General features: G+C 74.2%; 18 protein-coding genes. 3 read left to right on the forward strand and 15 right to left on the reverse strand.

From position 1 onward, the window contains the following. Positions 1-435: 435 nt before the first annotated feature. A complete protein-coding gene (locus ACFRAR_RS07155) occupies positions 436-1,338 on the forward strand; it encodes a sucrase ferredoxin (RefSeq protein ID WP_380695680.1) in 903 nt (300 codons plus the stop codon). Positions 1,339-1,411: 73 nt separating this feature from the next. Here the strand turns inward: ACFRAR_RS07155 and ACFRAR_RS07160 are convergent, their stop codons facing one another. From ACFRAR_RS07160 to ACFRAR_RS07185, 6 genes are all read right to left on the reverse strand, one after another. Continuing rightward, the gene (locus ACFRAR_RS07160) at positions 1,412-3,178 is read right to left on the reverse strand and encodes a cation acetate symporter (RefSeq protein ID WP_380695682.1); all 1,767 of its coding nucleotides are present in this window, start codon (positions 3,176-3,178) and stop codon (positions 1,412-1,414) included. Beyond that, a complete protein-coding gene (locus ACFRAR_RS07165) occupies positions 3,175-3,810 on the reverse strand; it encodes a DUF485 domain-containing protein (RefSeq protein WP_380695684.1) in 636 nt (211 codons plus the stop codon). The genes ACFRAR_RS07160 and ACFRAR_RS07165 overlap by 4 nt, the downstream gene beginning before the upstream one ends. A 125-nt stretch (positions 3,811-3,935) precedes the next feature. Continuing rightward, positions 3,936-4,631 (reverse strand): response regulator, encoded by a 696-nt coding sequence (locus ACFRAR_RS07170; RefSeq protein ID WP_380695686.1) that lies wholly within the window; start codon positions 4,629-4,631, stop codon positions 3,936-3,938. Then, positions 4,628-5,788 (reverse strand): sensor histidine kinase, encoded by a 1,161-nt coding sequence (locus ACFRAR_RS07175; RefSeq protein WP_380695688.1) that lies wholly within the window; start codon positions 5,786-5,788, stop codon positions 4,628-4,630. The genes ACFRAR_RS07170 and ACFRAR_RS07175 overlap by 4 nt, the downstream gene beginning before the upstream one ends. A gap of 104 nt (positions 5,789-5,892) precedes the next feature. Continuing rightward, the gene (locus tag ACFRAR_RS07180) at positions 5,893-6,378 is read right to left on the reverse strand and encodes a DUF1453 domain-containing protein (RefSeq protein ID WP_380695690.1); all 486 of its coding nucleotides are present in this window, start codon (positions 6,376-6,378) and stop codon (positions 5,893-5,895) included. A 155-nt stretch (positions 6,379-6,533) separates the two neighbouring features. Further along, positions 6,534-8,645, reverse strand: coding sequence for a type IIA DNA topoisomerase subunit B (locus ACFRAR_RS07185; RefSeq protein WP_380695692.1), 2,112 nt, complete (start codon positions 8,643-8,645; stop codon positions 6,534-6,536). A 538-nt stretch (positions 8,646-9,183) separates the two neighbouring features. Here ACFRAR_RS07185 and ACFRAR_RS07190 point away from each other — a divergent pair. Then, positions 9,184-9,417 (forward strand): hypothetical protein, encoded by a 234-nt coding sequence (locus tag ACFRAR_RS07190; protein ID WP_380695694.1) that lies wholly within the window; start codon positions 9,184-9,186, stop codon positions 9,415-9,417. A gap of 220 nt (positions 9,418-9,637) precedes the next feature. On the opposite strand, the gene ACFRAR_RS07195 is transcribed toward ACFRAR_RS07190, so the two are convergent. From ACFRAR_RS07195 to ACFRAR_RS07230, 8 genes are all read right to left on the reverse strand, one after another. Then, positions 9,638-10,435 (reverse strand): S1 family peptidase, encoded by a 798-nt coding sequence (locus tag ACFRAR_RS07195; protein ID WP_380695822.1) that lies wholly within the window; start codon positions 10,433-10,435, stop codon positions 9,638-9,640. Positions 10,436-10,775: 340 nt separating this feature from the next. Then, complete coding sequence (locus ACFRAR_RS07200) at positions 10,776-12,416, reverse strand: RNA polymerase sigma factor (protein ID WP_380695696.1); 1,641 nt, start codon at positions 12,414-12,416, stop codon at positions 10,776-10,778. A gap of 552 nt (positions 12,417-12,968) precedes the next feature. Beyond that, a complete protein-coding gene (locus ACFRAR_RS07205) occupies positions 12,969-13,901 on the reverse strand; it encodes a FadR/GntR family transcriptional regulator (RefSeq protein ID WP_380695698.1) in 933 nt (310 codons plus the stop codon). A gap of 244 nt (positions 13,902-14,145) precedes the next feature. Further along, complete coding sequence (locus ACFRAR_RS07210) at positions 14,146-15,054, reverse strand: hypothetical protein (RefSeq protein WP_380695700.1); 909 nt, start codon at positions 15,052-15,054, stop codon at positions 14,146-14,148. Positions 15,055-15,058: 4 nt separating this feature from the next. Next, the gene (locus ACFRAR_RS07215) at positions 15,059-16,687 is read right to left on the reverse strand and encodes an ATP-binding cassette domain-containing protein (protein WP_380695702.1); all 1,629 of its coding nucleotides are present in this window, start codon (positions 16,685-16,687) and stop codon (positions 15,059-15,061) included. Between the two features lie 318 nt (positions 16,688-17,005). Beyond that, complete coding sequence (locus ACFRAR_RS07220) at positions 17,006-17,284, reverse strand: hypothetical protein (protein WP_380695704.1); 279 nt, start codon at positions 17,282-17,284, stop codon at positions 17,006-17,008. A gap of 285 nt (positions 17,285-17,569) precedes the next feature. After that, a complete protein-coding gene (locus tag ACFRAR_RS07225) occupies positions 17,570-18,328 on the reverse strand; it encodes an NUDIX domain-containing protein (RefSeq protein ID WP_380695706.1) in 759 nt (252 codons plus the stop codon). Between the two features lie 180 nt (positions 18,329-18,508). After that, positions 18,509-20,632, reverse strand: a complete 2,124-nt coding sequence (locus ACFRAR_RS07230; RefSeq protein WP_380695824.1) for a glycogen debranching N-terminal domain-containing protein — start codon at positions 20,630-20,632, stop codon at positions 18,509-18,511. A gap of 756 nt (positions 20,633-21,388) precedes the next feature. On the opposite strand from ACFRAR_RS07230, the gene ACFRAR_RS07235 reads away from it, so the two are divergent. Further along, a complete protein-coding gene (locus ACFRAR_RS07235; RefSeq protein ID WP_380695708.1) occupies positions 21,389-22,702 on the forward strand; it encodes an alpha/beta fold hydrolase in 1,314 nt (437 codons plus the stop codon). 34 nt (positions 22,703-22,736) lie between these two features. Here ACFRAR_RS07235 and ACFRAR_RS07240 read toward each other — a convergent pair whose 3' ends face one another. Continuing rightward, a complete protein-coding gene (locus tag ACFRAR_RS07240; RefSeq protein WP_380695710.1) occupies positions 22,737-24,296 on the reverse strand; it encodes a DUF4192 domain-containing protein in 1,560 nt (519 codons plus the stop codon). Positions 24,297-24,408 lie beyond the last annotated feature (112 nt).

Consider the following 24,408-nt stretch of genomic DNA (forward strand, 5'->3'; position numbering starts at 1 on the left):
CGCCTCCCCCCCTCGCTCGCGGGGTGGGGCCCCGGTTAAATCCGGGCGCCCCTCCGCTCTTTCGTGCCCGTCCGACCGGGGATGCGGAACCGCGGTCTTCGATTCCCGGCCCTGGCCCGAACTTCGCCCACCCATGGGTTGGGTTCACCGAACACGCGCTCCAACTGAATGTCACCATCATTGGGGGGAACGGGAGTTGGCCGAAGGTGTGGGCCGCAGCTCCAGCAGGCAGACCGCTTCCGCGCACTTCACCGCGTACATCGGCCTGCTGAACCAGGCCAGGCGCGCCGGGCTGCCGGTCCGGATCCCCACCGAGTGGTGGCCGACGCCGATCGGGCCTCCTGGGAGGAAGGCGCCGCGGCCGCCCCGCCACCCCGGCCCCGCGTTCGGGTGAGGGCCGCGTTCGGGCGATCAGGTGAGGGTAGCCTTGCCCGGGTGAGCACCTGTGCGACCGTGTCGCGTGAACTTTCGGAGCCGCTGGCCGCCACGGCGGCGACGGCGAGCACCTGGCTGCTGCTGGAGCAGAACGGGCCGTGGGGCGCGAAGGCGCTGGGTGAGAGCCATCTGGACGCGACGGTCGGGCGGGCGCTGGAGGCCGCCGCGGCCGGGACCGGCGTACGGGTGGCACTGATCCGACGGCCCGGGCGGCACGCGGACTGCCTGCCGACCGCGCGCCACGAGGTGCTGGTGGCGCACACGGTGCCGGGCCGCGGCTGGGTGCGCCGGGCGGAGGTGGCGGATCCGGCGGAGCTGCTCGAGCTGGACCTCGCCGCGCTGGGCGCCGGCGACCACACCGGATTCGGGCGGGAGCACGTCGGCGGCCCGGTGGCCCTGGTGTGCACCAACGGGCGGCGGGACCGCTGCTGCGCACTGCTGGGCCGTCCGCTCGCCGCGGAGCTGGCCGCGGCCGGGCACAGCGAGGTGTGGGAGGTCACCCACCTGGGCGGGCACCGTTTCTCCCCCACGATGCTGGTGCTGCCGTACGGCTACGCGTACGGGCGGCTGACGCCGGAGACCGCCAAGGAGGTGCTGGCGGCGACGGCTGCCGGGCACACGGTGCCGGAGTGGTCGCGGGGCTGCTCGGGCTGGGACCGTCCGGGCCAGGCGGCCGAGCACGCGGTGCGGCTGGCCACCGGCGAGACCGCGGTGGACGTGCTGACGCTCACCCAGCGACCGGACGGTGAGGGCCGCTGGCTGGTGGGGGTGCTGCACCGGGACGGCCGGTCCTGGGAGGTGGACGTGATCGAGACGGTGAGCGAGCCGCCGCGTCCGGAGAGCTGCGGCAAGGCGGCGGGGACGCCGTCGCGGATGGACGTCCTGTCGGTCCGAGGTCTGTGAGCGGCGCACGGACGACGGCACAGGGGAACCCCGGCGGGCCTCAGGCCCGCCGGGGTTCCCCGGGTACGACGGCTCAGGCCGCGCCCGCACCGGTGAGGGCGCGCACCTCCAGCTCGGCGAACCGGTCCGGGTCGGTGGGCTCGGACGAGGTGACCGTCCCGATCCACCCGGCCAGGAAGCCCAGCGGGATGGAGACGATGCCCGGGTTCTCCAGCGGGAACCAGTGGAAGTCGAGGCCCGGGAAGAGCGCCTCGTGGGAACCGGAGACCACCGGGGAGAAGATCACCAGCGCGATCGCCGGGATCAGCCCGCCGTACACCGCCCAGACCGCGCCGCGGGCGGTGAAGCGCGACCAGAACAGGCTGTACAGCAGCACCGGCAGGTTGGAGGAGGCGGCGACGGCGAAGGCCAGACCGACCAGGAAGGCCACGTTCAGCTGCTGGGCGAAGAGGCTGATCACGATCGCCGCGGCGCCGATCCCGGCGGCGGCGATCCGGGCGACCATCACCTCCTGCTGCTCGCTGACCTCGGACACCGACTCCTTCGAGGACCGGGCGGCCGGAACGGTCTCGCCCCGACGGCGCCGCCCGCGGCTCTTCTCCGTTTCGCGCGACGGCCGGGCCCGCCAGGCACCGGCCCAGATGTCGTGGGCGAAGGCCGCCGAGGAGGCCAGGGTCAGCCCGGCGACCACGGCGAGGATGGTGGCGAAGGCGATCGCCGAGATCAGCGCGAACAGCACCACGCCGCCGGTGCTGCCGTTGCCGCCGCCGAGCACCAGGGCGAGCAGCGGAACGGCGGTGTTCCCGGCCGAGTTGGCGCGGTGCACCTCGGCCGAGCCGATCAGCGCGGTGGCGCCGAGGCCGAGCACGATCGCCATCAGGTAGAAGCTGCCGACCAGCCCGATCGCCCACATCGTGGAGCGGCGGGCGGCCCGCGCGGTGGGCACGGTGTAGAAGCGGGACAGGATGTGCGGCAGGCCGGCGGTACCGAGCACCAGGCCGAGGCCGAGGCTGACGAAGTCCAGCCGGCTGGTGAGGCTGCCGCCGTACTTGAGCCCGGGTTCCAGGTAGCGGTGCCCGGCGCCGCTGTGCGCGGCGGCCTGGCGCATCAGCTCGCCGAGGTCGCCGTGGAAGCGGACCACCAGCAGCACGGTGAGCAGCACCGAACCGCAGGTCAGCAGGAAGGCCTTGATGATCTGGATCCAGGTGGTGGCCCGCATCCCGCCGATGGTGACGTAGACGATCATCAGGGCGCCGACCGCGATGATGGTCCAGGTGCGGGCGTGCGGGCTGCCGGTGCCGAGCAGCAGGGCGACCAGCGAGCCGGCGCCGACCATCTGGGCGACCAGGTAGAGCAGGGTGACCACGACGCTGGCGCCACCGGCCGCGGCGCGCACCTTGCGGCGGCGCAGCCGCAGCGCCAGCACGTCGGCGAGGGTGTACCGGCCGGCGTTGCGGACGAGTTCGGCGACCAGCATCAGCACCACGAGCCAGGCGACCAGGAAGCCGACGCTGTACAGCACGCCGTCGTAGCCGTACAGCGCGATCAGGCCGGCGACGCCCAGGAAGGAGGCGGCGGAGAGGTAGTCCCCGGAGAGCGCGAAGCCGTTCTGCAGCGGGGTGAAGTCGCGGCCGCCGGCGAAGAAGTCCTCGGCGGCGTTGCCCTGGCGGCCGACCCAGAGGGTGACCCCCAGGGTGACCAGGACGACGACGGCGAACAGCGCGATGGCGAGCGAGTGGTGGTCGCCGGTGGGGGCGACGGCGGGGGTGGCGTTCGCCGCCACGGTCCGCACCGCGGCCTTCGCCACGTCGGTGGGCACGGTGGGCATCAGGGTCGTCATCGCAGCTGGTCCTGGGTGTCCCAGCGCAGGCCCAGGGCGGCGCGGTCGCGCTTGGTCCGGGCGTTGCGGGCGTAGAGCCAGGCGAGCAGGAAGGTCGAGGCGAACTGCGACAACCCGAGCAGCCAGGCCACGTTGAGCGGACCGGCCACCTCGCGGCGCATCAGGTCGGGGGCTCCGGCCTGGGCGGCGACGTACAGCAGGTACCAGGCGAGGAAGCCTCCGGTGATCGGGAAGACGAACGTCCGGTAACTGCGGCGGATCTGCCGGAACGTCGCGCTGGCCTGGACGGCCCGGTACACCTCGGTGCTGTCGGCGAACGGCTCGTCGTCGAGCGGCACGAGGGCGGCGTGCGGTGCGGCCTGGGCCGCGGGGTCGGCTGGGGTGCTCTGGGCGAACGGCTCGTCGGCGGGCCCGTGGACCGGCGCGCCGACGGCAACGGGCTCGACGACCGCCTCTGCCGACTGTGCCGTACGGACGTGGTCCGTACGGGCGGGCCCCGACTGCGCCGGTACCGCCGTGCGGCGGGGCGCAGCCGATGGCTCGGCGGACTCAACGGGGCTGCCGGCGGCCGGAGCGGCCCACCAGTCGAATTGCTGTCCCGATCCGGGACTGCTCGTCTGCTGCTGTGGCACTGCTGCTCCTGGACGGCCGGATGTTCTGACCCGAACCATGATGGCGGCCCCCGCGAACCGCCCCTGACCATCGCAGATACGTTCACTCGATGAGGTGATCGATCATCCGACAGACACTCATCGGACTACTGCTGCGTACCGGTGATTCCGTGGCGGAACGCGTACGCGACCGCCTGCGCCCGGTCCCGCACCGCGGTCTTGGCGAACAGGTTGTTGATGTGGGTCTTCACGGTGGCCTGGCTGACGAACAGCCGTTGGGCGATCTCGGCGTTGGACAGCCCCTCCGCGATCAGCGCCAGCACCTCGGCCTCCCGGACGGTCAGCCCGTCGGGCAGTGCCCCCGGCCGGGTGGCGGGCTGCCCGGGGGCCGGACCGGAGTGGGCGCCCTGTTCCGAAAGCCTTTCCAGGAGCCGCAGTTGGACCTGCGGCGAGAGTCCGGCGGCGCCCGACCGGACGTTCGCGATGGCCCTGGCGATCTCCTCGGCGCCGGCGTCCTTGGTGAGGTAGCCGCGCGCCCCGGCCCGGAGCGCCGGGAACAGCGAGTCGTCGTCGGCGTAGGTGGTGAGCACCACGACCTCGGTCTCCGGGTGCGCCGCGCGGATCCGCCGGGTCGCCTCGACGCCGTCGCACCGCGGCATCCGCAGATCCATCAGCACCACGTCCGGGTGATGGCGCTCCGTCAGGCTGACGGCCTCCTCCCCGTCCCCCGCCGCACCGACCACCTCGATGCCGGGCAGCAGCCCCAGCAGCATCACGATGCCCTCGCGCACCACCGTCTGATCGTCCGCCACCAGGACCCTGGTCACCCCTGGAACCGTCATGCCGGCACCCGCAGCAGCACGCGCCACCCTCCGTCCTCCGGGCCCGCCAGCAGTGTGCCGCCGAGCAGTTCCGCGCGTTCGCGCATTCCCAGCAGACCGTACCCGCTGCCGCTGGCGGTCAGCTCCTCCGACAACTCCTGCCGCGCCGGGCGGGTGTTGCGCACCTCCAGCTCCACCGTTCCCTCCAGGTAGCGCAGTTCGACGGCGCAACGGGCGCCGGGCGCGTGCTTGCGCACGTTGGTCACCGCCTCCTGCGCGGTGCGCCGCACCGCGAGGGCGGCCTCGGCGGCGATCGGCCGGGGCGACCCGGTGACGGTGAGGCCGGCGCGCTCGCGCCCGGCCAGCTCGACCAGGAACTCCCCCACCGGGGTGAGCTCCCCGCGCAGCGCGGAGAGCGCCTGCCGGGTCTCGGCCAGCCCGTCCTGCGCCATCCGCCGGGCGGCGACGACCCGTTCGCGGACCTGTTCGCGGTCGGTCCCGGCGTCCAGCATCAGCCGGGCCGCCTCCAGGTGGACGAGCTGCGCGGAGAGGCTGTGGGCCAGCACGTCGTGGATCTCCCGGGCGATCCTGGCCCGTTCGGCGAGCGCCGCGCTCTCCGCCTCGGCGGCCCGGGCGGCCCGCTCCTGGGCGAGCAGCCGACGGGAGGTGCCGCGCGCCTCGACGTCCATCCGCAGCAGCCAGCCGAGCAGCGTGATCCCGCCGACGGTGGCGGCGATGCTGAGCCGGCCCGACGTGGTGACCGCCGCGTACGAGCCCAGCGCGGCCGCCGCCGTGACCAGCCCGGGCGCGGCCGGCAGCCGGACCAGCGCCATCACCGCCAGGCCGTACCAGAGCACGTCGGAGAGCATGGTGGCCCGGCCGGCGTCGGCCAGCCAGGCGGCGCCGAGCACCGCGCCGGTCAGCAGGTAGGCGGGCAGCGGGCGCTGCTCCCGGGTGGTCCGCAGGAAGGCCGCGCAGAGCCCGAACGCGGCGACCAGTCCGGCCGTCGCGGCCACCGCCGCCCAGCCGGAGAACCTGCCGCCGGCAAGGGTCCCCCAGGTGACGGTGGCCACCAGCACGGTGCGGCCGAGCACCGCGAGGATCCGCCGCGGCCGGCTCTCGGCCTCGCGCTCCAGCCCCTCGCGGGACGGCCAGCGGGTCCAGTACCACCCGGCCACGGGTTCCTCCTCGGGTGCTCACGGCGGCGGATCGGTGCGGCACGCGCCGCGGTGGATCGGTGCGGCGCGCACCGGGTCGGTTAGGTGTGGCGGCGCGCACCGGGTCAGTGCAGCACGGCGGTCGGCGGCGCGGGCTCCAGCGTCCGGGCCCTCCAGTTCACCACGAGCGAGCGGACCAGCAGCAGGACCGCCATGCCGAGCATCAGGGAGCTGCCGGCCTGGTGGACGTGCAGGGCCGTGCCGATCCCGTAGAGGCCGAGCCGGATGGCGATCATCCCGATCCAGGCGGCCACGGTGGCCTTGGTGCCCTTGGCCATGACGGAGCCGTCCGCCGTCCGCCAGAGCCGTACGGTCCAGCCCCAGACCGAGCCCATCCCGAGCACCGCGACCAGTCCGGCGACCAGCAGGACCACCGAGAGGGCGGGGTGCTGGTGGTCGACGAGCTGCGGGTCCCGCAGCGCGAGCGCGCCCAGGATCAGCGGCAGCAGCCAGAAGCGGCGCTCGGTGTCCAGCCGCTGGGCCCGCATCTGGCGCTGGACCACCACGACCATCACCGCGGCGATCACGAGGACGTTGGTGAGGGCGATCATCGGACTTCTCCGTCCCGAAGGGAGGCTTTCGCTGACCTCTCCGACGCTACGGACGGGGCGGTTCCCGCTGATCGGAGCCGGGGTGGACCGCGGGTGGATCCCGAACGCGCCGGGCCCTCCACCCAGGGGTGGAGGGCCCGGCCGGACGGCGTGCGTCAGGCGTCGATGCGCGAGCGGTCCAGGGTGGCCGCCGAGTCCACGATGAACTCCTTGCGCGGGGCGACGTCGTTGCCCATCAGCAGGTCGAAGATCCGCTCGGCCTGCTCCAGGTCGCCCAGGTTGATCCGGCGCAGCGTGCGGTGGCGCGGGTCCATGGTGGTCTCGGCCAGCTGGTCGGCATCCATCTCGCCCAGGCCCTTGTAGCGCTGCACCGGGTCCTTCCAGCGCAGCCCCTTGCGCTGGAACTCCAGCAGCGTCGAGCGCAGTTCGGCGTCGGAGTAGGTGTAGTGGTACTTCTCCTGGCCGCGCTTGGGGTTGGTGAGCTCGATCCGGTGCAGCGGCGGCACGGCGGCGAAGACCCGGCCCTGCTCGACCATCGGCCGCATGTAGCGGTGGAAGAGGGTCAGCAGGAGGGTGCGGATGTGCGAGCCGTCGACGTCGGCGTCGGCCATGAAGATGACCCGGCCGTAGCGGGCCTGGTCGATGTCGAAGGTGCGGCCGGAGCCGGCCCCTATCACCTGGATGATCGCGGCGCACTCGGCGTTCTTGAGCATGTCGCTCACCGAGGCCTTCTGCACGTTGAGGATCTTGCCCCGGATCGGCAGCAGTGCCTGGAACTCGGAGTTGCGGGCGAGCTTGGCGGTGCCGAGCGCCGAGTCGCCCTCGACGATGAACAGCTCGCTGCGCTCGACGTCGTCGCTGCGGCAGTCGGCCAGCTTGGCGGGCAGCGAACTGGTCTCCAGCGCGGTCTTCCGCCGCTGGGCCTCCTTGTGCTGGCGGGCGGCGACCCGGGTGCGGGCGGCCGCGACGACCTTCTCCAGCACGGCCCGGGCCTGGAGCTTCTGGTCCTTCTTGGCCGAGGTGAGGAAGGCCTTGAGCTCCTTGGCGACGACGGCGGCGACGATCCGGTTGGCCGCCGAGGTGCCGAGCACCTCCTTGGTCTGGCCCTCGAACTGCGGCTCGGCGAGCCGGACGGTGACCACCGCGGTGAGACCCTCGGTCGCGTCGTCCTTGGTGATGTCGTCCTCGGCGACGCGCAGCAGCTTGCCCGCCCGCAGCGCCTCGTTGACCGTCTTGGCCAGCGAGCGCTCGAAGCCGGTGACGTGGGTGCCGCCCTTGGGGGTGGCGATGATGTTGACGAAGGAGCGCAGGGTCGTGTCGTAGCCGGTGCCCCAGCGCAGCGCGATGTCCACGCCGAGGTGGCGGGTGACCTCGGTGGGCGTCATGTGGCCGAGGTCGTCCAGGACCGGCACCGTCTCCTTGAAGGTGCCCTCGCCGCGCAGCCGCAGCACGTCGCAGACCGGCTTGTCGGGGGCGAGGAACTCGCAGAACTCGGCGACTCCGCCGTCGTAGCGGAAGACCGACTCCTCGATCTGCTCGCTCTCGGTGAGGCGCTCGTCACGGACCACGATGGTCAGGCCGGGGACGAGGAAGGCCGTCTGCCGGGCGCGGCTGTGCAGCGTCTCCAGGGAGAGCTTGGCGTCCTTGAGGAAGATCTGCCGGTCGGCCCAGTAGCGGATCCGGGTGCCGGTGCGGGCCTTCGGCACCTTGCGGCTCCTGGTCAGGCCGTTGCCGGGCTCGAAGGGGGCGTCCGGGCTGGTCTCGGTGAAGATGCCGGGGGTGCCGCGGCGGAAGCTGATCGCGTGGGTGTGGCCGCCGCGGTCGACCTCGACGTCGAGGCGGGCGGAGAGCGCGTTGACGACCGAGGCGCCGACACCGTGCAGGCCGCCGGAGGCCGCGTAGGAACCGCCGCCGAACTTGCCGCCGGCGTGCAGCTTGGTCATCACGACCTCGACACCGGACAGCCCGGTCTTCGGCTCGACGTCCACCGGGATGCCGCGTCCGTTGTCCCGGACCTCGACCGAGGAGTCGGGGTGCAGCACGACGTCGATGCGGTCGCAGTAGCCGCCCAGCGCCTCGTCGACGGAGTTGTCGATGATCTCCCAGAGGCAGTGCATCAGACCGCGGCTGTCGGTCGAGCCGATGTACATGCCGGGGCGCTTGCGGACCGCCTCCAGGCCCTCCAGGACGAGCAGGTGCCGCGCGGTGTAGTTGGAACCGTCGTCGCCGGCCAGCAGCGCGGACGGCACGGTCGTTTCGGCACTCACGCGGCACTCTCCTCGGTGAAGTTCTGTCTCATCGGTCACATCCGTACGCATCCGGACCAAGCGCCAGTGCAGCACGCCGCACCGACATCCGTCGCCCTGCGTGCCCGGACCCCTGCGCCGGGTGCACAGCACGACAGGCGGGCTCCGCGCAGCTTGTACGCGCTGCGCGAACAAGCACCGCACCCGGGCGCGGGCCCCGGGGGCGCCATCTCCTCCCGGTACCACCGGTCCTGGCGGATCGTGGGACCCGGCACAGGCTCCGGAACTGCCGTTATGCAGGCTACCGGGGCCCGGGGCGGGGCTTATGCTCCAACCCGGCAGAGGATTATGCTACGCGGACCTCGCACCCGATCCCGATCGGGCGTTCGAGCCGAGGGCGGATCCCGGAATCCGGCACGCATGAACCGCCGGCGCCCGGGGCACGTCCTCATCAACACAGCAGAATCCTCAGAGAAGAAAAGCCACGAGCGGGAACGTTTTCGGCCTGGTTGGATGTTGACCCTGGTACGACAGCTCGTCGAGCTAGAGAAGAGGCGACGTGACTACTGTTCTGACCCCTGCGAGCCCGCTCACCGCGGCTGACCGCTGCGACCGCTGCGGCGCCCAGGCCTACCTGCGCGTCGTACTCGCGAGCGGCGGAGAGCTGCTCTTCTGCGCCCACCACGGCCGGAAGTTCGAGCCCGAGCTCAAGAAGATCGCCGTGGAGATACAGGACGAGAGCGGCCGTCTCACCACCACGACCAGCGCCACGGCCGTCGACGACGAGCGCTGATCCCCAGCGCCGCGCCACCACCAGCAGTCGGCGTCGAGCCGTGTCCGGCCGCGCACCACGCGCGACCGGTGAGCCGGGCGGCTGACCCTTCGGGGCCGGTCGCCCGGCTCTGCTGCACTCCGGGACTCCCTCCCGGGCCCGGCGCGGAGCGACCGTCCCGGTCCGACGCGGTGTCAGGACCGGACGCCGGCAGGCGCCGGGAGCTCACCCACCGCGACGCTCACAGCACCGAGCGCACCGCGTCCGCGACCGAGGACACCCTGGTGTAGACCCCTGGGTGGGCCGCCTCCGCGCAGCCCGTCCCCCAGGACACCAGGCCGACCAGCCTGCCCTCCACGATCATCGGGCCGCCGCTGTCGCCCTGGCAGGCGTCCTTGCCGCCCCTCTCCTCGCCCGCGCAGACCATGCCCCGGGCGTCGAACCTGCCGTCCGGCCCGCCCGGGTAGGCCTGGGCGCAGGTCCGGTCCGGCACGATCGGCACGTCCACCCCGCGCAGCGTCGGCGAGTAGTCGCCCCGCCCGGAGGTGTCGCCCCAGCCGAAGACGTGCGCCGTGGTCCCGGCCGCGTACGGCGCGGTCTCGCCCTGGCCCACCAACCCGACCACCGGCCTGGCGCCCTGCGACTCGGCGAGGGTGAGGACCGCCACGTCGTTCATGTTGGCGGCGAAGGAGTAGTCGGGGTGGATCCAGACCGACCGCACCGCCACCTCGCGGCCGGCCGAGCCGCGCATGTCGTCCCGGCCGACGATCACCCTGAGTCCCGGCCGGTCGACCCGGCCCCTGGTCTCGTCGTAGAAGCAGTGCGCGGCCGTCACCACCTTGGTCGGGGTGACCAGCGCGCCCCCGCAGAACTGGCCGGACCGGCCGCTGCCGAACTGCTGGCGGCTGGACAGCGCCACGATCCACGGGTGGTCCGCGGTGCTCGCCGCGGTGCCGCCGACCACCCGGCGCTGCGCCTCGGCCGGCGCCGCGCCGCCGAGCGCGGCCAGCGGGACGGGCACGGCGGCGAGCAGCGCCAGTACGGCGGCCCTCCGGCGGCGGCCCGTCCGGGCACCGGCCGGGGCCGTCGGGTCGGCCGGATCGGCCGGATCGGCCGGATCGGCGAGGGCCGCTGAAAACGGGATGGACGTCGGCAGGTCAGTGCGGTCCGGCTCGGTCGGCACCGTGACTCCAGGGGGCTCGGAAGCAGGCAACCGGCACAGCGTAGGTGACCGGCTACACGGTGCGACCACTTCCTTCCACACCGCCACCCGGACGAGGGACAACCGCCACCCGGACGCTGACACGCCCGGGCCCGGACAGCCGCGAGGGCCCGAAGCCGTGCGGCTCCGGGCCCTCGCGTGGAACGACTGCCGTCGATCAGTCCAGGTAGTCGCGCAGCACCTGGGAGCGCGACGGGTGGCGCAGCTTCGACATGGTCTTCGACTCGATCTGGCGGATGCGCTCACGGGTGACCCCGTACACCTTGCCGATCTCGTCGAGCGTCTTCGGCTGCCCGTCGGTCAGCCCGAAGCGCATCGAGACCACGCCCGCCTCGCGCTCGGACAGGGTGTCCAGCACCGAGTGCAGCTGCTCCTGGAGCAGGGTGAAGGAGACCGCGTCGGCCGGGACGACCGCCTCGGAGTCCTCGATCAGGTCACCGAACTCGCTGTCGCCGTCCTCGCCCAGCGGGGTGTGCAGCGAGATCGGCTCGCGGCCGTACTTCTGGACCTCGATGACCTTCTCGGGGGTCATGTCGAGTTCCTTGGCCAGCTCCTCCGGGGTGGGCTCGCGGCCCAGGTCCTGGAGCATCTGGCGCTGGACACGGGCCAGCTTGTTGATGACCTCGACCATGTGCACCGGGATGCGGATGGTGCGGGCCTGGTCGGCCATGGCGCGGGTGATCGCCTGGCGGATCCACCAGGTGGCGTAGGTCGAGAACTTGTAGCCCTTGGTGTAGTCGAACTTCTCGACCGCACGGATCAGACCGAGGTTGCCCTCCTGGATCAGGTCCAGGAAGAGCATGCCGCGACCGGTGTAGCGCTTGGCCAGCGAGACCACCAGACGGAGGTTGGCCTCCAGCAGGTGGTTCTTGGCCCGACGGCCGTCCTCGGCGATGATCTCCAGCTCGCGCTTGAGCTTCGGGGCGAGCTTGTCGGCGGCCGAGAGCTTGTCCTCGGCGAACAGGCCGGCCTCGATGCGCTTGGCGAGCTCGACCTCCTGCTCGGCGTTGAGCAGCGGGACCTTGCCGATCTGCTTCAGGTAGTCCTTGACCGGGTCGGCGGTGGCACCGGCGACGGCGACCTGCTGGGCCGGCGCGTCGTCCTCGTCGTCGTCGGAGAGGACGAAGCCCTCCGACTCCTCCTCCGGGCCCGTGGCCTCGGACTCGGTCTTGTCGCCGGGCAGCGCGACGTCCTCGAGCTCCTCCTCGCCGAGCAGCTCCTCGTCGCCGCCCTTGGCGGACTTGGCGGTGGTCTTCTTGGCGGCGGCCTTCTTGGCCGGAGCGGCGGTCTTCTTCGCCGCGGCCTTCTTGGCCACGGCCTTCTTCGCGGGAGCCGCCTTCAGCTCGGAGGCGCCAGTGGTCGTCTCGGTGATCTCGGCGGAGACGGTGGGGGCCGGGGCCGCGGCGGCCGCGACGGCCGGAGCCGCGACGGGAGCGCCGGGGGCGATCCGTACGGGCGGCTTGGTCGGGGCCGACGAGGCGGCCGGGGTCCGGGTGGTGACAGCCTTGGTGGCGGTGCGCTTGGTGGGGCTCTTGGCAGCAACGCTCTTGCGCTTGGTGCCGGCCGGTTCGGCCGCGCTGACCATGAGGTCCACGCCCTCCTCAATCAGCACCTGATTGAGGCTGCGCATGACGTTCTTCCACTTGGTGACCGGGATCTGGTCCGCCTCGAACGCCTGGCGCACGTCGTCACCGGCGATCTGCCCCTGGGCCTTGCCCCGCTCGATGAGCGCCAGCAGAGCCGCGGACTCGGCGATCTCGGGGGGAAGCGAACGGGATGTGCTGGCCGACACGAACAACCTCTCGGACGATGAGTGGACTCGAACCCGTACCGGCCGCCCGAGCGGGCGGGGAAGGAGATCGCGCGTCGGGCGCGCGGTGTCGATTCCGACCGACTCGGGCTTGAGGACTGGGTTTGCAGGACGGCAGCAGCGCCGCGGACCAACACAGCATTCTGACATGTTGGAGTATTCCGGAGCTGCTTCCGCTCAGGACACATCGCTGCTACTCGTCAAGTGTTACGCATGGCCTTCGTGTCGCGGGTCACATCACCCGGCGCCCGCAACCCGGGGCCGCTTCCATCATCGCTCACCCGCGGAAAAATCATTTGTCATGATCAGGCAATGTTTGCGGGCTGCGCGCGCCACGGCAGCCACCCGGCCACGCCCGCTCCGGACCGGTCCACACCTCGGAAGCACCACCACCCCGACCGGGCCTTCGCCGGTCCGGACACCCGGCGCGGCATCGCGGCGGCATGCGGAGGCCCTCCGGCTACGCCGCGCGGTGCGGCCGGAGGGCCTGGCGGAGCGGGCCGCCGCGGTAAGGCGCCTCCGCTCGTCGAAACAGCCCGTTCAGTGCTCCCGGGGCGCGGGAACGGACGGTTCGATCTCGGGATGGACCGTGAGCAGCGCCCGCATCGCGGCCTCTCCCGCGGTGCCGTCACCGGCGCCCAGCGCGTCCACCAGCCGGGCGTGCAGGCCGACCGAGGACTCCGAGGGCCGCTCGCAGGAGATCGCCGGACCGCCCGAGACCTGCAGGGCGCAGGCGACGATCCCGGACAGGTGCTCCAGCATCCGGTTGCCGGCCATCTGGAGGACCAGACCGTGCAGCTCGGCGTCGGCCCGGGTGTAGGTGGAGAGGTCGGCCTGGGAGGCGGCGTGGCCCATGATCTCGACCAGCTCGACCAGGCGCTGCTGGACGTCCTCCCTGCCGTGGCCGGCGGCGAGCCGGGCGGCCAGCGGGTCGATCGCCCAGCGGAGCTCGAACAGCTCCCGGCGCTGCTCGTCCCGCTGCGGGCCGAAGGCGCGCCACTCGATGATGTCCGGATCCAGCAGGTTCCAGTCGCCGACCGGGCGGACCCGGGTGCCGACGTTGGGCCGGGCACTGACCAGCCCCTTGGCCTCCAGCACGCGCAGCGACTCGCGGACGACGGTCCGGGAGACCTCGAACCGCTGGCCGATCTCCTCGGGCACCAGCGGGCGGTCGGCGCCGAGGTCGCCGGAGACGATCATCTGGCCCAGCTGCTGGACCAGCTGGCCGTGCAGACCGCGGCCGCGGCTGCTGGTGGTCTTGCGGCCGACCCGGGCGATGTCGGACTCGACACCCTCCCAGCGGGGCGCCGGAGGGGTCGGCCGGTCGGCGTACGAGAAGCGGTCCAGGTCGCCGGGGCCGTGGATGGGCCCTTCGGCGGAACGGGCGGGGGTCACGGTGGGGTGCGCAAGGGTACTCACGCCTCCTTTGTCGGCGATCGGCAGGCGTGGCTTGAGAATTCTCGTGAAAAGCACACGAAAGGGTGATCGGCCGTGACTGGATAATTGACTTCTTATCAGGAAGAAACGCGCATTGCGGTCACTGCTGGTCGATCTTGGTGAGTCGGGGCGGGGCCGCGGCCGGGAGCGTTGCCGAGGGGGCGGCGGGCCTTCGGGCCGCGGCTCTGCGGGGGGGGTGCCGGGGGGTGGGCCATACGCGGGGTCCCGCCCGCGCGGGGCCCGGGTGTGGGCCGTACGGGTGCGGCCCACACGGGGGCGCTCACAGAGCCCGGCGGCGGGCCTGGACCAGCAGGGCCGCGAGCAGCAAACCCACCGCGGGCGTCGCGATCGCGGCGAGCAGTACCGGATCGCCCAGCGCCGCGGTCTCGGCCACCTCCTCGCGCGCTCCGCCGTAGACCCAGCCGTAGGACCACTCGATCCCGGGCTGGAACGGCAGCAGGTCGGCCGCCCGGCTCGGCCACGGCCTGCCGGTGTGGCGCAGCAGCAGGGCAACGCCGGACTCCAGCAGCGGCGGCATCGCGCACAGCAGCAGCACCCCGGCCGCGGCGCTTCGGGTCAGCGCGGCGGTGAGCACCCCGGTCCAGCCCGCCGCCACGGTCAGCAGGACGAAGGCCAGCAGCGCCGCGGGCACTCCGTGACCGGCCACCAGCCCCAGCGGGGCAAACCCGCCCGGCAGGTCGGACAGCCCGGACAGCCCCGCGCCGCTCAGCGCCCCGGCCACCCGGTCCGACAGCGCGTCCGGGTCCGCCCAGGCCGCCACGGTGACGCCGTCCGGCAGCGCGAGGTACACGGCCACCGCGTCGAGCAGCAGGGTGGCCAGCGCCAGCAGCGCCGCCGCCGGACCGGTCACCAGTAGCTTCGCCAGCAGCAGCCGCACCCGGCGCGGGTACGACACCTGCGAGGCCGGCAGTCCCGGGTGGCGCACCTCGTGCCCGTACGCGAGCGCGCCCAGCACCCCGGCGCCGAGCGCGGCGAAGGGCAGGGGGGCCAGCGGGACGGCGGCGGTCAGCAACCGCACCCCGGCCGCGCCGGCCAGCGGGCCGTCCGGGGAGATCCGGCTCGCCAGGACTGCGGCCACGACGGCGTCGCCGAGCAGCACGGCGGCGAGCATCAGCCAGGTGGAAGGCAGGCCGCACAGGCGGCGCAGCTCGTAGGCCAGAACACGCACGGTTTCACTCGCTCCGGTGGTCGTCAGTGATGGCAGGGGCGGCGGGGGGCGCGGGGGGCTGGGCGGCGGTCGCGCCCAGGGCGGGGCGGAGGCGGAGGGTGTCGTCGGTGAGCAGGCCGTCGGTGCCGGCCCGGCGGCCCGGAGTGCGGCCCAGAGCACGGCCCGGAGCACGGCCTCGGACGGGTGCCTCGGCCGGAAGCGGATCGTCCCGGAAGAGACGGTCGACGGCCACGGTGGGGGCGGGTTCGGCGGTACCCGGGCCGCTCTGCGGGCTCGGCTCGGGCCGACGGGCGGCGGGTGCGGGGCGGCGGGCGGGCGCGCCGAGCACGGGGAGGCCGGCAGCGTGGAGCGAGGCGGTGTCGAGGGAGTCGGCGAAGGGCGCGACGGGCAGGGCACGCACGGGCAGGGAGCCGCCGTCCTGGGGCCGGCGGGGCGCCGGGCGGTTCGGGGTGGCGGCGCCCTCGGTGGCTGTTGTGGTGGAGGCGGGCGCGGAGGCGGGCGTCGGCGGGTACGGGGGCGAGGGCGGGGCGACCGGTTCGGCCGGGGCGGGGACCGTCGGCGACTCGGCCGAGGTCGTCACGGCCCCGGCGTGGACGGGCTGGGCGTGGACGGGCTCGGCGGCCGGTTCGGAGACCCGCTCGATGGCCATCGGCGGGTTCGGCTCCCGAGCCGGTTCCGGACTCCGGTCGGCCTCGGACGCCGGGTGGAGGAGGCGGCCGGAGCGGCCCGAGCCGACCGGGAGGACCACTCGCGGCACCGGCTGCTCAACCACCCGGTCGGCCAGCTCGTGCAGCAGGATCCCGTGGCGGTAGGCGAGTTCACCGATCTCGGTGCGGTCGATGCCGGCCACCGAGAGCCCCACGCTGCCGTCCCGGCGAACCTCGGCACCCTGACTGGCCAGCAGGTCCGCCAGCCGTGCCATCTGCGGTCCCCGGACGGCCACTTCGGGGCTGAGCCTGGTCCGCCGGAACTCCTCGACCGACTGGTCGGCCACCATGCGGCCGCAGTCCAGGGTGACCACCCGGTCGGCAAGCCGGGAGGCCTCCTGCGGGGTGCGGGTGGTCACCAGGACCGTCCCGCCGGCAGCGCCGAAGGAGCGCAGGAAGGCGTGGAACCACTCGACGTTGCGTGGCGACAGGCCCTCGGCGGGGCCGTCCAGCAGCAGCGTGCCGGGGTCGCCGAGCAAGGCGGCGGCCAGGGCCAGGCGGCGGTGCATGCCCGGCGAGAAGGTCCGCAGCCGTTGCCCGGAGACACCGGCCAGCCGGATCTGTTCCAGCAGTTCGTCGGCCCGCCGGACCGGGACTCCGACGGCCGCGGCGAGCATCCGCAGATGGCTTCGCGCCTTGCGGCCCGGGTGTCCGGCCACCGCGGCAGCGCCCTGCACGGGGCGGGGCAGCAGCACGCCCACCTCACGCTCGGGGTGGCGGATCCTGCGGTAGGGGCGGCCGTCGAAGAGCGTGATGCCCTGGCCGTGTTCGAGTTCGAGCATCAATCGCAGCGCGGTGGACTTTCCCGCTCCCTCGGCGCCGAGCAGCGCGGTCACCGTTCCGGGCCGGGCGTCGAAGGTCAGATCGAGCACGGCGGGCGGCGCGCCCTTGCGATAGACCTTGGTCAGTCCGGTGATCTGGATCATCGCTGGCTGCTCCCATACCCTCGGCCGACCTGCCCGACGCGGAGCGCCCCCTGACGGGCAGGCGCGCACCCGCGCGGCTCCGCGCCAGCACATTAGGGGGCGGCGGCGGCTATTCCGGGCATTACGGGAACGGCACGGGCTCGCCGCCTGCCCACCTCACCCGATCAGGGGAAAATCCGATCCTGCGATTCACGGGCGGCCGGTCTCTTCCGGGGCCTCGGCCGAGCTGCGCGGGTGCCCGGTGTCATCGGACGGAAGGGTTCCGGGCGGGGTCCGGCGGAAGGACGCCGGACAGGATCCGGTGGAGGGGCGCAGTCGCTACCGAGGGGGCCAGGGCAACGTCGGAAGCTGCTCGCCCCCGCACGCCGTACGGAACTCCTCGACGGCGGCCTGGCCCTGGAGGACGATCTCGCCCAGTCGCTCCCGTTCCTCGGCCAACCGCTCCTGCACGGCGGCGATCGCCTCGGGCGCCGCGGATCCGGCTTGCAGGGCGGCCAGTTCCTCCTCCGTACCGGTGGTGGTCTCGTCGAGACTCCGGTAGTCCACGGCCAGCCTCTCGACGAGGGTTCGCCGGGTGGAGCAGTCCTGAATGGCCATCGCGGGCTCCCTGGGTCCGGTCCGGAGCCTCCGGCCCTGCGGCCGGAGCGTCCACCGACACTCTGCGCCGCGGCCCCCTTGTCCGCAGCCAGGCCAGGCCATTCGGCTGTCCGGTCGCCGGGGCGGGCCGAGCCGGGGCCGGAGCCGGCGGGCGCACAGGCAGGCAGTCGGGCGGGCGGGCCGCAACCGGGTCGAGCACAGGCCCGGCGCTCGACGGCGCGACGGCGCGACGGCGCGACGGCGCGACGGCAAAGGCTCAGGGGAACCGGAAGGGCCCGCGGTGGCTCAGGACTCCGGGCGGAGCATGGGCGGGTTGAGGACGGTCGCGCCGCCGGCGGTGAACAGCTGAGCCGGGCGGCCCCCCTGGCGAGTCGTCGTACCACCGGAGGGCAGCAGGAAACCGGGAGTGCCGGTGACCTTGCGGTGGAAGTTCCGCGGGTCCAGCACCACTCCCCAGACCGCCTCGTAGACCCGGCGCAGCTCACCGACGGTGAACTCGGTCGGGCAGAAGGCGGTGGCGAGGGAGGAGTACTCGATCTTGGATCGGGCGCGCTCCACGCCGTCGGCCAGGATCAGACCGTGGTCGAAAGCGAGCGGGACGCCGTCGGCCGGGTTCTCGCCGAGGAGTTCACCGACCGGTGCCCAGCGCGCTCCGCTGGCGTCGCCGCCGGCCCGGGGCGTCGGCAGGTCGGGGGCGAGCACCAGGTAAGCGACGCTGACCACCCTCATCCGCGGGTCCCGCTGCGGGTGGCCGTAGGTGGCGAGCTGCTCCAGGTGTGCGCCGGCCGCGCCAGGACCGACCGCCTCGTGGCCGGGGGTGGTGTGGGCGCGCAGGCCGGTTTCCTCGGCCAGCTCGCGGGAGGCGGCCTCGGCCAGGCCCTCGTCCGGGCGGACGAAGCCGCCGGGCAGTGCCCAGTACCCCTGGAACGGCGGCTCTCCGCGTCTGACCAGCAGGGCGCAGAGCGAGTGGTCGCGCACCGTCAGCACCACCAGGTCAACCGTGACAGCGAACGGCGGGAAGGCCGACGGATCGTAACGCGACATGGTCACGATCATAGTCGTCTCTCTGACGATAAGCACAGGCCCGTGCATGGACCGTACAAGGTCGGTGCCTCACCGGACCCGGTTCGGACACGGTTCGCGCACGGGCGGGCACGGCGCTGGTGACCGGGCGTCGGTAACCGGGTGTCACCGACGTCCGGACCCGGCTGCGCGGCGACGGGCTCAGCGGGCGACGAGTTGCAGGTCTGCGGACGCCTCCTCGACCATCGCCACGCCGATCCGGCTCACCCGGACGGAGAAAGGCTCGCCCGCCACCCGCAGGCCGGTCAGCTCCAGCTCGCCGAGCGGTGCGGTGCTGGCCGGGCGAACCAGCACCCGGCCCCCCGGGGCGTCGGGCCGGACCCCGGCGAGGGAGAACACCGCGTGCACGGCACCAGCCGCGGAGACCGCCGCCGGGCGGCAGGCGGCCGGGTGCGGTACCGGCGGGAAGCCGGGGGTGCGCTGCTCCCCCGCGTACATCTCCGGCAGCCGTCCCTCGAAGTGGGCACCAGCGGCGAGCAGGCCCTCCAGCAGGGTGCCGGCCTCGTTCTCGTGACCGGCCTCGGCCAGTCCGGCGATCGCCAGCGCCGTCTCGTGGACCCGCACCGCGCCGCCGCGGTGGCCGAGCGGGTTGAAGCGGGGGGACTTGGTGCTCAGGGTGCGCAGGCCCCAGCCGCTGTCCAGCTCCGGCGCGACCAGGCGCTGGGCGAGCAGCCGGGTCTGCTCGCGGTCCAGCAGGCTCTCGTGCCGGCCGCCGTCGACGGCGAGCCCGGTGTCCAGCAGGTGCGCCAGGGAGGAGGCGACGGCGGCCAGCGGCTGTCCGCCAGGCGCCAGCCCTGCCGCGGGGCGGCCGCCGGACAGATCGTCGATCCAGAACCGCTCACGGAAGCGCCCGCGCAGCGCGGCGGCCCAGCCACGCCACTCCTCGGCGCCCGGCCGGCCGAAGGCCTCCAGCAGCTCGGCCCCGTGCAGGGCGGCGCGGTGGGCCTGTGCCTGGACCTCGGCACGGGCGGCGACCGGGTGGGCGGAGCGCTCCTCGGCCGGACGGCTGAGGTCGGTGACGAAGCCGTCCACCAGCCCCTCCCGCAGGGCGGCCAGCGCCCGCTCCGCGGCCGGGAGCAGATCGGTGACCTCCGCCCGGGGCAGGCCCCAGCGCCAGGCTTCGGCCAGCACCGTGACGAACAGCAGGGTCGCCTCGGTGGCGGTGCAGGTGGGTGGCAGCTCGGGACCGCCGTGGCGCAGGGCCCCGGGCAGCAGGCCCTCGGTACGGCCCGGGGCTGCGGGCTGCTGACGGCGGGCCAGTGCCCGGAGGGTGCCGGCCGCCAGCCGGGTGCCGAGCGGCAGGGTCAGCCGGGCGGCCCAGAGCGCGTCGGCCGGGGCCAGGCCGAACCGCCAGGGCGCACCGGAGGCCGGGTAGAGGTCGGTCGGGCGGTCCGGGTCGGCGAACAGCAGCCCGCCGAGGGCGTCCAGCGAGCGGGAGACCAGCACGGCGGCCCGGGCGTCGTCGCTGCGGACCTCCGGCTCGGACCAGGGCAGCGGGACGCCGGTGCCACGCCCGCCCGGCGGACGCGGACCGGTGGCGGCGCTCTCCAGCTCGGTGTGCAACTCGACCGACCAGCGGGCGCCGGGCTGGACCTCCAGGTCCCAGCGGAGCACTCCGGCACCGGCCAGGACGGCGTGCGGGGAGGGCTGAGCGCTGACCACCGCGCTGTGCGCCGGCCCCGTCCAGCGCAGCCCGGCGGACTGCACCTGGCCCGGCAGGTCGGGCTGGCGGTATCCGGCGGCGATCTCGGCGACCGGGCCGAGGTCGGTGCCGAGGGCTATCTCCAGCGGCAACCGGGCGGGCCGCGGACCGGTGTTGCGCACGACCACCGTCTCCACGCCGTCCGCGTGGCGAAGCCGCTCGACGGTGAGCGCCGGGTCCGGGTCGAGGTCCCCGGGGAGGCGGACGGTGCCGAGGAAGCGGGCCTGGGCGGTGCTGGTCAGCGCCCCCTGGAGCGGCAGCGGCTCCATGCCGCCCAGTCGTAGCTCCATCCGGGCGAGCACCCGGACGCCGTTGCGGTAGAAGCCGTGCAGGCCGTGGCCGCGCAGCTGGCCGTCGGGGCCGGAGGCGGCCATCGCCGGGGCGTTGACGCAGATGACCGCGTGGTGAACGGCGGGCGGCTGCGGGCGCGGCGGAGCCGCGGGCCGGCCCTGGCCGACAGGTGCGCCCGCCGGTCCGGCGGCCGGGCCCTGGTCGGGACGGCCCGTCAGTCTGGGCGGCGCGCCGACCACGCTCTCGGCCGGCATGGCCTGTGGTGGCCTCATGGCGGTCACCGGACTCTCCTCCCCTCGGCGGTCCGGTGGCCGGGTCAGGCCGGTGGGCCGCGAGCATGCTCGATCGCGTGCTGATGGTGCCGGGCCGACGGGGTGTCCCGCCGGCGGGTGTGCCGTGCCTGGCCGTACCCGGTGGCGGGTCGTGCCATGCGGTACCCGGTACCGGGCCGGTACCGACGCGCCGCGCCTTCGCTCCGGGGCCCGCCACCGCGCCCGGCATGCCGTCAGGTCCGGCGTCCCGGCCTACCGGTGACGTCCTTCCCCCTGACCACACCCGCTGGACCGTCCGGCCCCGCAAGGGCGACCGTACGTGGTGCCGCAGACGGCCGCCGACCGCTGCCGGCACCCTGGCGGCCTGGCCGCACCGCCCGGAGTTCGGCCCGGGCAAGCCGGGCGATGGCCCCCGAAGTCAACGCCGCGCACCCTCGCCAGGTCACGCACCGCCACTGCGCCGCTGGTCGGACGGCTCCACCGGGCGGTCGTGCCGCTTCCGCCGGAACGTCACCGGGGCCTCACCACGGGCGCGTCACCGTCCGCCGTCCGGGGCCGAGGACCTGCCGTCCCGGCTGTCGCGGGGCCTGCTCGGGCCCAGCGCCGGCCGGTGTCGGCCGTCCGATCGGACGGACTGTGCGGTCGAACCGGTGCTCGACCGCCGCCAGGATACGGTGCGGGGGTCGCGGCCCCCGCACCCGGTGACCCCGTGAACCGCGACACCACCGCTGTGACCAGCAGAGACCGAGGAGTTGCATGTCCACCATCAGCCGGCTGCCCGGGATTGTCACGACCGACCACGTCTTCCAGCTGCCGCTCGACCACTCCGCCCCGCAGGGCGAGCAGATCGAGGTGTACGCCCGCGAGGTGGTGGCCGCCGACCGTGAGCGGGACGACCTGCCCTGGATGGTCTTCCTCCAGGGCGGGCCGGGCGGCAAGGCCGTCCGCCCGCTCGGCCGGGACGCGTGGCTGGATCGCGCCCTGGACGACTACCGGGTGCTGCTGCTCGACCAGCGCGGCACCGGACGGTCCACCCCCGCGACCCGGCAGACCCTCGCCCGGCGCGGCGGCCCGCAGGCGCAGGCGGACTACCTGGCCCACTTCCGCGCGGACTCGATCGTCCGCGACGCCGAGCTGATCCGTGAGCGGCTGCTCGGCACCGACCGCCGCTGGAGCGTGCTCGGCCAGAGCTTCGGCGGCTTCTGCACCCTCACCTACCTCTCCATCGCGCCCGAGGGCCTGACCGAGGCCTTCGTCACCGGTGGCCTCGCCGGGCTCGGCAGCTCGGCCGACGACGTCTACCGCGCCGCCTACCCGCGCGTGGTCGGCAAGAACGAGGGCCACTACGCCCGGTTCCCGCAGGACGTCGAGGCGGTGCGCCGGATCGCCGCCCATCTCGCCGCCTCCCCCGCGACCCTGCCGGACGGCGGCCGGCTCACCGTCGAGGCGTTCCAGGCCCTCGGCCTGCTGCTCGGCGGCGGCAGCGGCTCCGGCACGCTGCACTACCTCCTGGAGGAGGCCTGGGTGGAGGGCGCGGCCGGACCCGAACTCTCCGACACCTTCCTGGCCGGCGCCCAGGCCCAGCTCTCCTTCGCGGGCGGCCCGCTCTACGCGGTGCTGCACGAGTCGATCTACGGCCAGCGGTCGGTGGACCAGGGCGGCACCGCCTGGGCGGCCGAGCGGGTCCGCAAGGAGTTCCCGCAGTTCGACGCCCGGACCGCGCTGGAGTCCGACGCTCCGGTGCTGTTCACCGGGGAGATGATCTACCCCTGGATGTTCGACACCGACCCGGCGCTGCGCCCGCTGAAGGAGACCGCGGAGCTGCTCGCCGCCCGCACCGACTGGCCCGACCTCTACGACCGGGCGCGGCTGGCCGCCAACACCGTGCCGGTCGTCGCGGCGGTGTACCACGACGACATGTACGTGGACACCGCGGACTCGCTGGAGACCGCACGCGCGGTGCGCGGCCTGCGCACCTGGATCACCAACGAGTGGGAGCACGACGGCCTTCGGGTGAGCGGCGGCAAGGTGCTGGACCGCCTGATCAAGATGGCGCACGGCGAGGCGTAGCGGCCCACGGGCCGGTCCTGCGGCACGGAGCGGCTCAGTGCGCACAGCGGCCTCCTCTCGTCGCCCGCCGGACGCCCCGGCAGCGATGGAGCCCGGTACGGGCGGCGGCGTGCGCGCCCGCCGCCCGGCCGAGCCGCAGGCCCAGGGCGGACCGGTCCCCGGCCGTCGAGGTGTGCCCGGGCGTCGCATCCCGTCCGGGTGCCCGCAGCCGGGCGACGGACCCGGTCCCGCCGCCCGGCTCCGGGCCTTCGGAGCCGCCAGGGACGCCCGGACCGTGCTCGGCCGGCGCCGTCGTGGTGGACGAACCCTTCCGCCGGCCGCCCCGCCGGTGCCGCCGTCCGCCGGAGGACCGTCCCGGACGCTCTCCGGCGGCCCCGCCGGCCCCCGGGGTCACCGGCCCGGGGGCCTCCCCAGGGGACGGCGCCCCTTCGGTGGGCGGCGGCTCCTCGGCGTCGGGCACGCCGCCTGTGGGAGGCGGCGGCCCACCCGCCGGGCCCGGCGTGATCCCGGGCCCCTCGCGCCGACGCCGCTGGGCCTCGACCGCCGCCAGCAGGCCCTGCGGCGTCATGCCGTCGTTGAGCGACTCGTAGAGCAGTTCGGCCAGCAGGTACCCCGGGGCGAGCCGCAGGACGTGGCCGAGCACGACCCGGGCCGTCGCCGTGTCCCCGGCGACCCAGGACGTCCAGGCCAGCAGGGTGAGCGGGGCCACCGCGCAGCCCTCGTACGGCGGCACCGCCCGCCGGGCGAGGAAGCGCCAGAGCCGCTCGGCCGGGGCCAGCTCGGCGGGCCGGGCGTACTCGACGCCACGGTCCCTCACCAGGCGGTCGCGCAGGGCGAGCAGCAGTTGGGCCGTCCGGTCCGCGTCGAGCTCCCGGGCTCCGGCCCGGAACTCGGCGACGGCCTGGTCGAGCAGGCCGATGCGCTGCTCCCGGGCGAGGGCGTCCACGGACTCGGCCCGGGCGAACGCCTCGCGCTGGGCCGCGTCCTGGGGCGGGCCGACCGGATCCAGCCCGCCGATGATCGCCTTCCGGCTGCCGCGCGGCACCAGGCCGGCCACCGTCGCGGCGGCGCCCGCCGGGCCGGGATCGGGACCGTGCCGCACCGGATTGCCCGCCGGGTCGCAGCACCCGTCACCGCGGCAGAGAAAGGACCACCAGCGGCCGTCCGAGACGCACAGCGACTCCTTGACGGCCACGCCCCGGCGCCCGAAGGCCGCCCGGAGGGCCTCCGCCAGCGGCTGCAGCCCGTCCACCACCGGCGGGGCGTGGGGCGCGCCGGAATCCCGGCAGAGGTAGAGGAGCACCTGGAGCGGCCTGGCGCCGTGCCGCTCGGAGAGGGCCAGCAGCAGGGCCGCCGTCTCCTCCGCCGCGGCCGGCCACTGCTCGGGCGACTGCGGCAGGTCCGCCCGGATCACCCCGCCCTGGTGCAGGCCGGGACCGTGCAGCCCCACCGCGACGATGCTGTCGTCGGGGTAGAAGCCGAGGAAATAGGGAAGCAGCTCGGCCATGTCGGCCGGTCCGCGCATGACGACCGGCCGGTGGTCGGAGGCCGGGCCGAGGGACAGAATGACGTGTTCGTTGTTCATCGCGTTCATGGCCGCAAGAGTGGGCCCAATCCGCGAGCAGCGCGGAAACTTCTTTTTTCCTGTGGATAACCCAGCCCTCGAATTTCTCTTCACTCGTTCGGAGCAGGCGAAACTCGCTCTC

The sequence above is a fragment of the Kitasatospora sp. NPDC056651 genome, assembly GCF_042792155.1.
Lineage (GTDB): Bacteria > Actinomycetota > Actinomycetes > Streptomycetales > Streptomycetaceae > Kitasatospora.

Excerpts from the sequence above, each read along its gene's own strand:
- ACFRAR_RS07230 (WP_380695824.1), bottom strand. The coding sequence starts at position 20,632 with ATGAGGCCACCACAGGCCATGCCGGCCGAGAGCGTGGTCGGCGCGCCG.
- ACFRAR_RS07220 (WP_380695704.1), bottom strand. The coding sequence starts at position 17,284 with ATGGCCATTCAGGACTGCTCCACCCGGCGAACCCTCGTCGAGAGGCTG.
- ACFRAR_RS07180 (WP_380695690.1), bottom strand. The coding sequence starts at position 6,378 with ATGATCGCCCTCACCAACGTCCTCGTGATCGCCGCGGTGATGGTCGTG.
- ACFRAR_RS07170 (WP_380695686.1), bottom strand. The coding sequence starts at position 4,631 with ATGACGGTTCCAGGGGTGACCAGGGTCCTGGTGGCGGACGATCAGACG.
- ACFRAR_RS07240 (WP_380695710.1), bottom strand. The coding sequence starts at position 24,296 with ATGAACGCGATGAACAACGAACACGTCATTCTGTCCCTCGGCCCGGCC.
- ACFRAR_RS07225 (WP_380695706.1), bottom strand. The coding sequence starts at position 18,328 with ATGTCGCGTTACGATCCGTCGGCCTTCCCGCCGTTCGCTGTCACGGTT.
- ACFRAR_RS07215 (WP_380695702.1), bottom strand. The coding sequence starts at position 16,687 with ATGATCCAGATCACCGGACTGACCAAGGTCTATCGCAAGGGCGCGCCG.
- ACFRAR_RS07235 (WP_380695708.1), top strand. The coding sequence starts at position 21,389 with ATGTCCACCATCAGCCGGCTGCCCGGGATTGTCACGACCGACCACGTC.
- ACFRAR_RS07160 (WP_380695682.1), bottom strand. The coding sequence starts at position 3,178 with ATGACGACCCTGATGCCCACCGTGCCCACCGACGTGGCGAAGGCCGCG.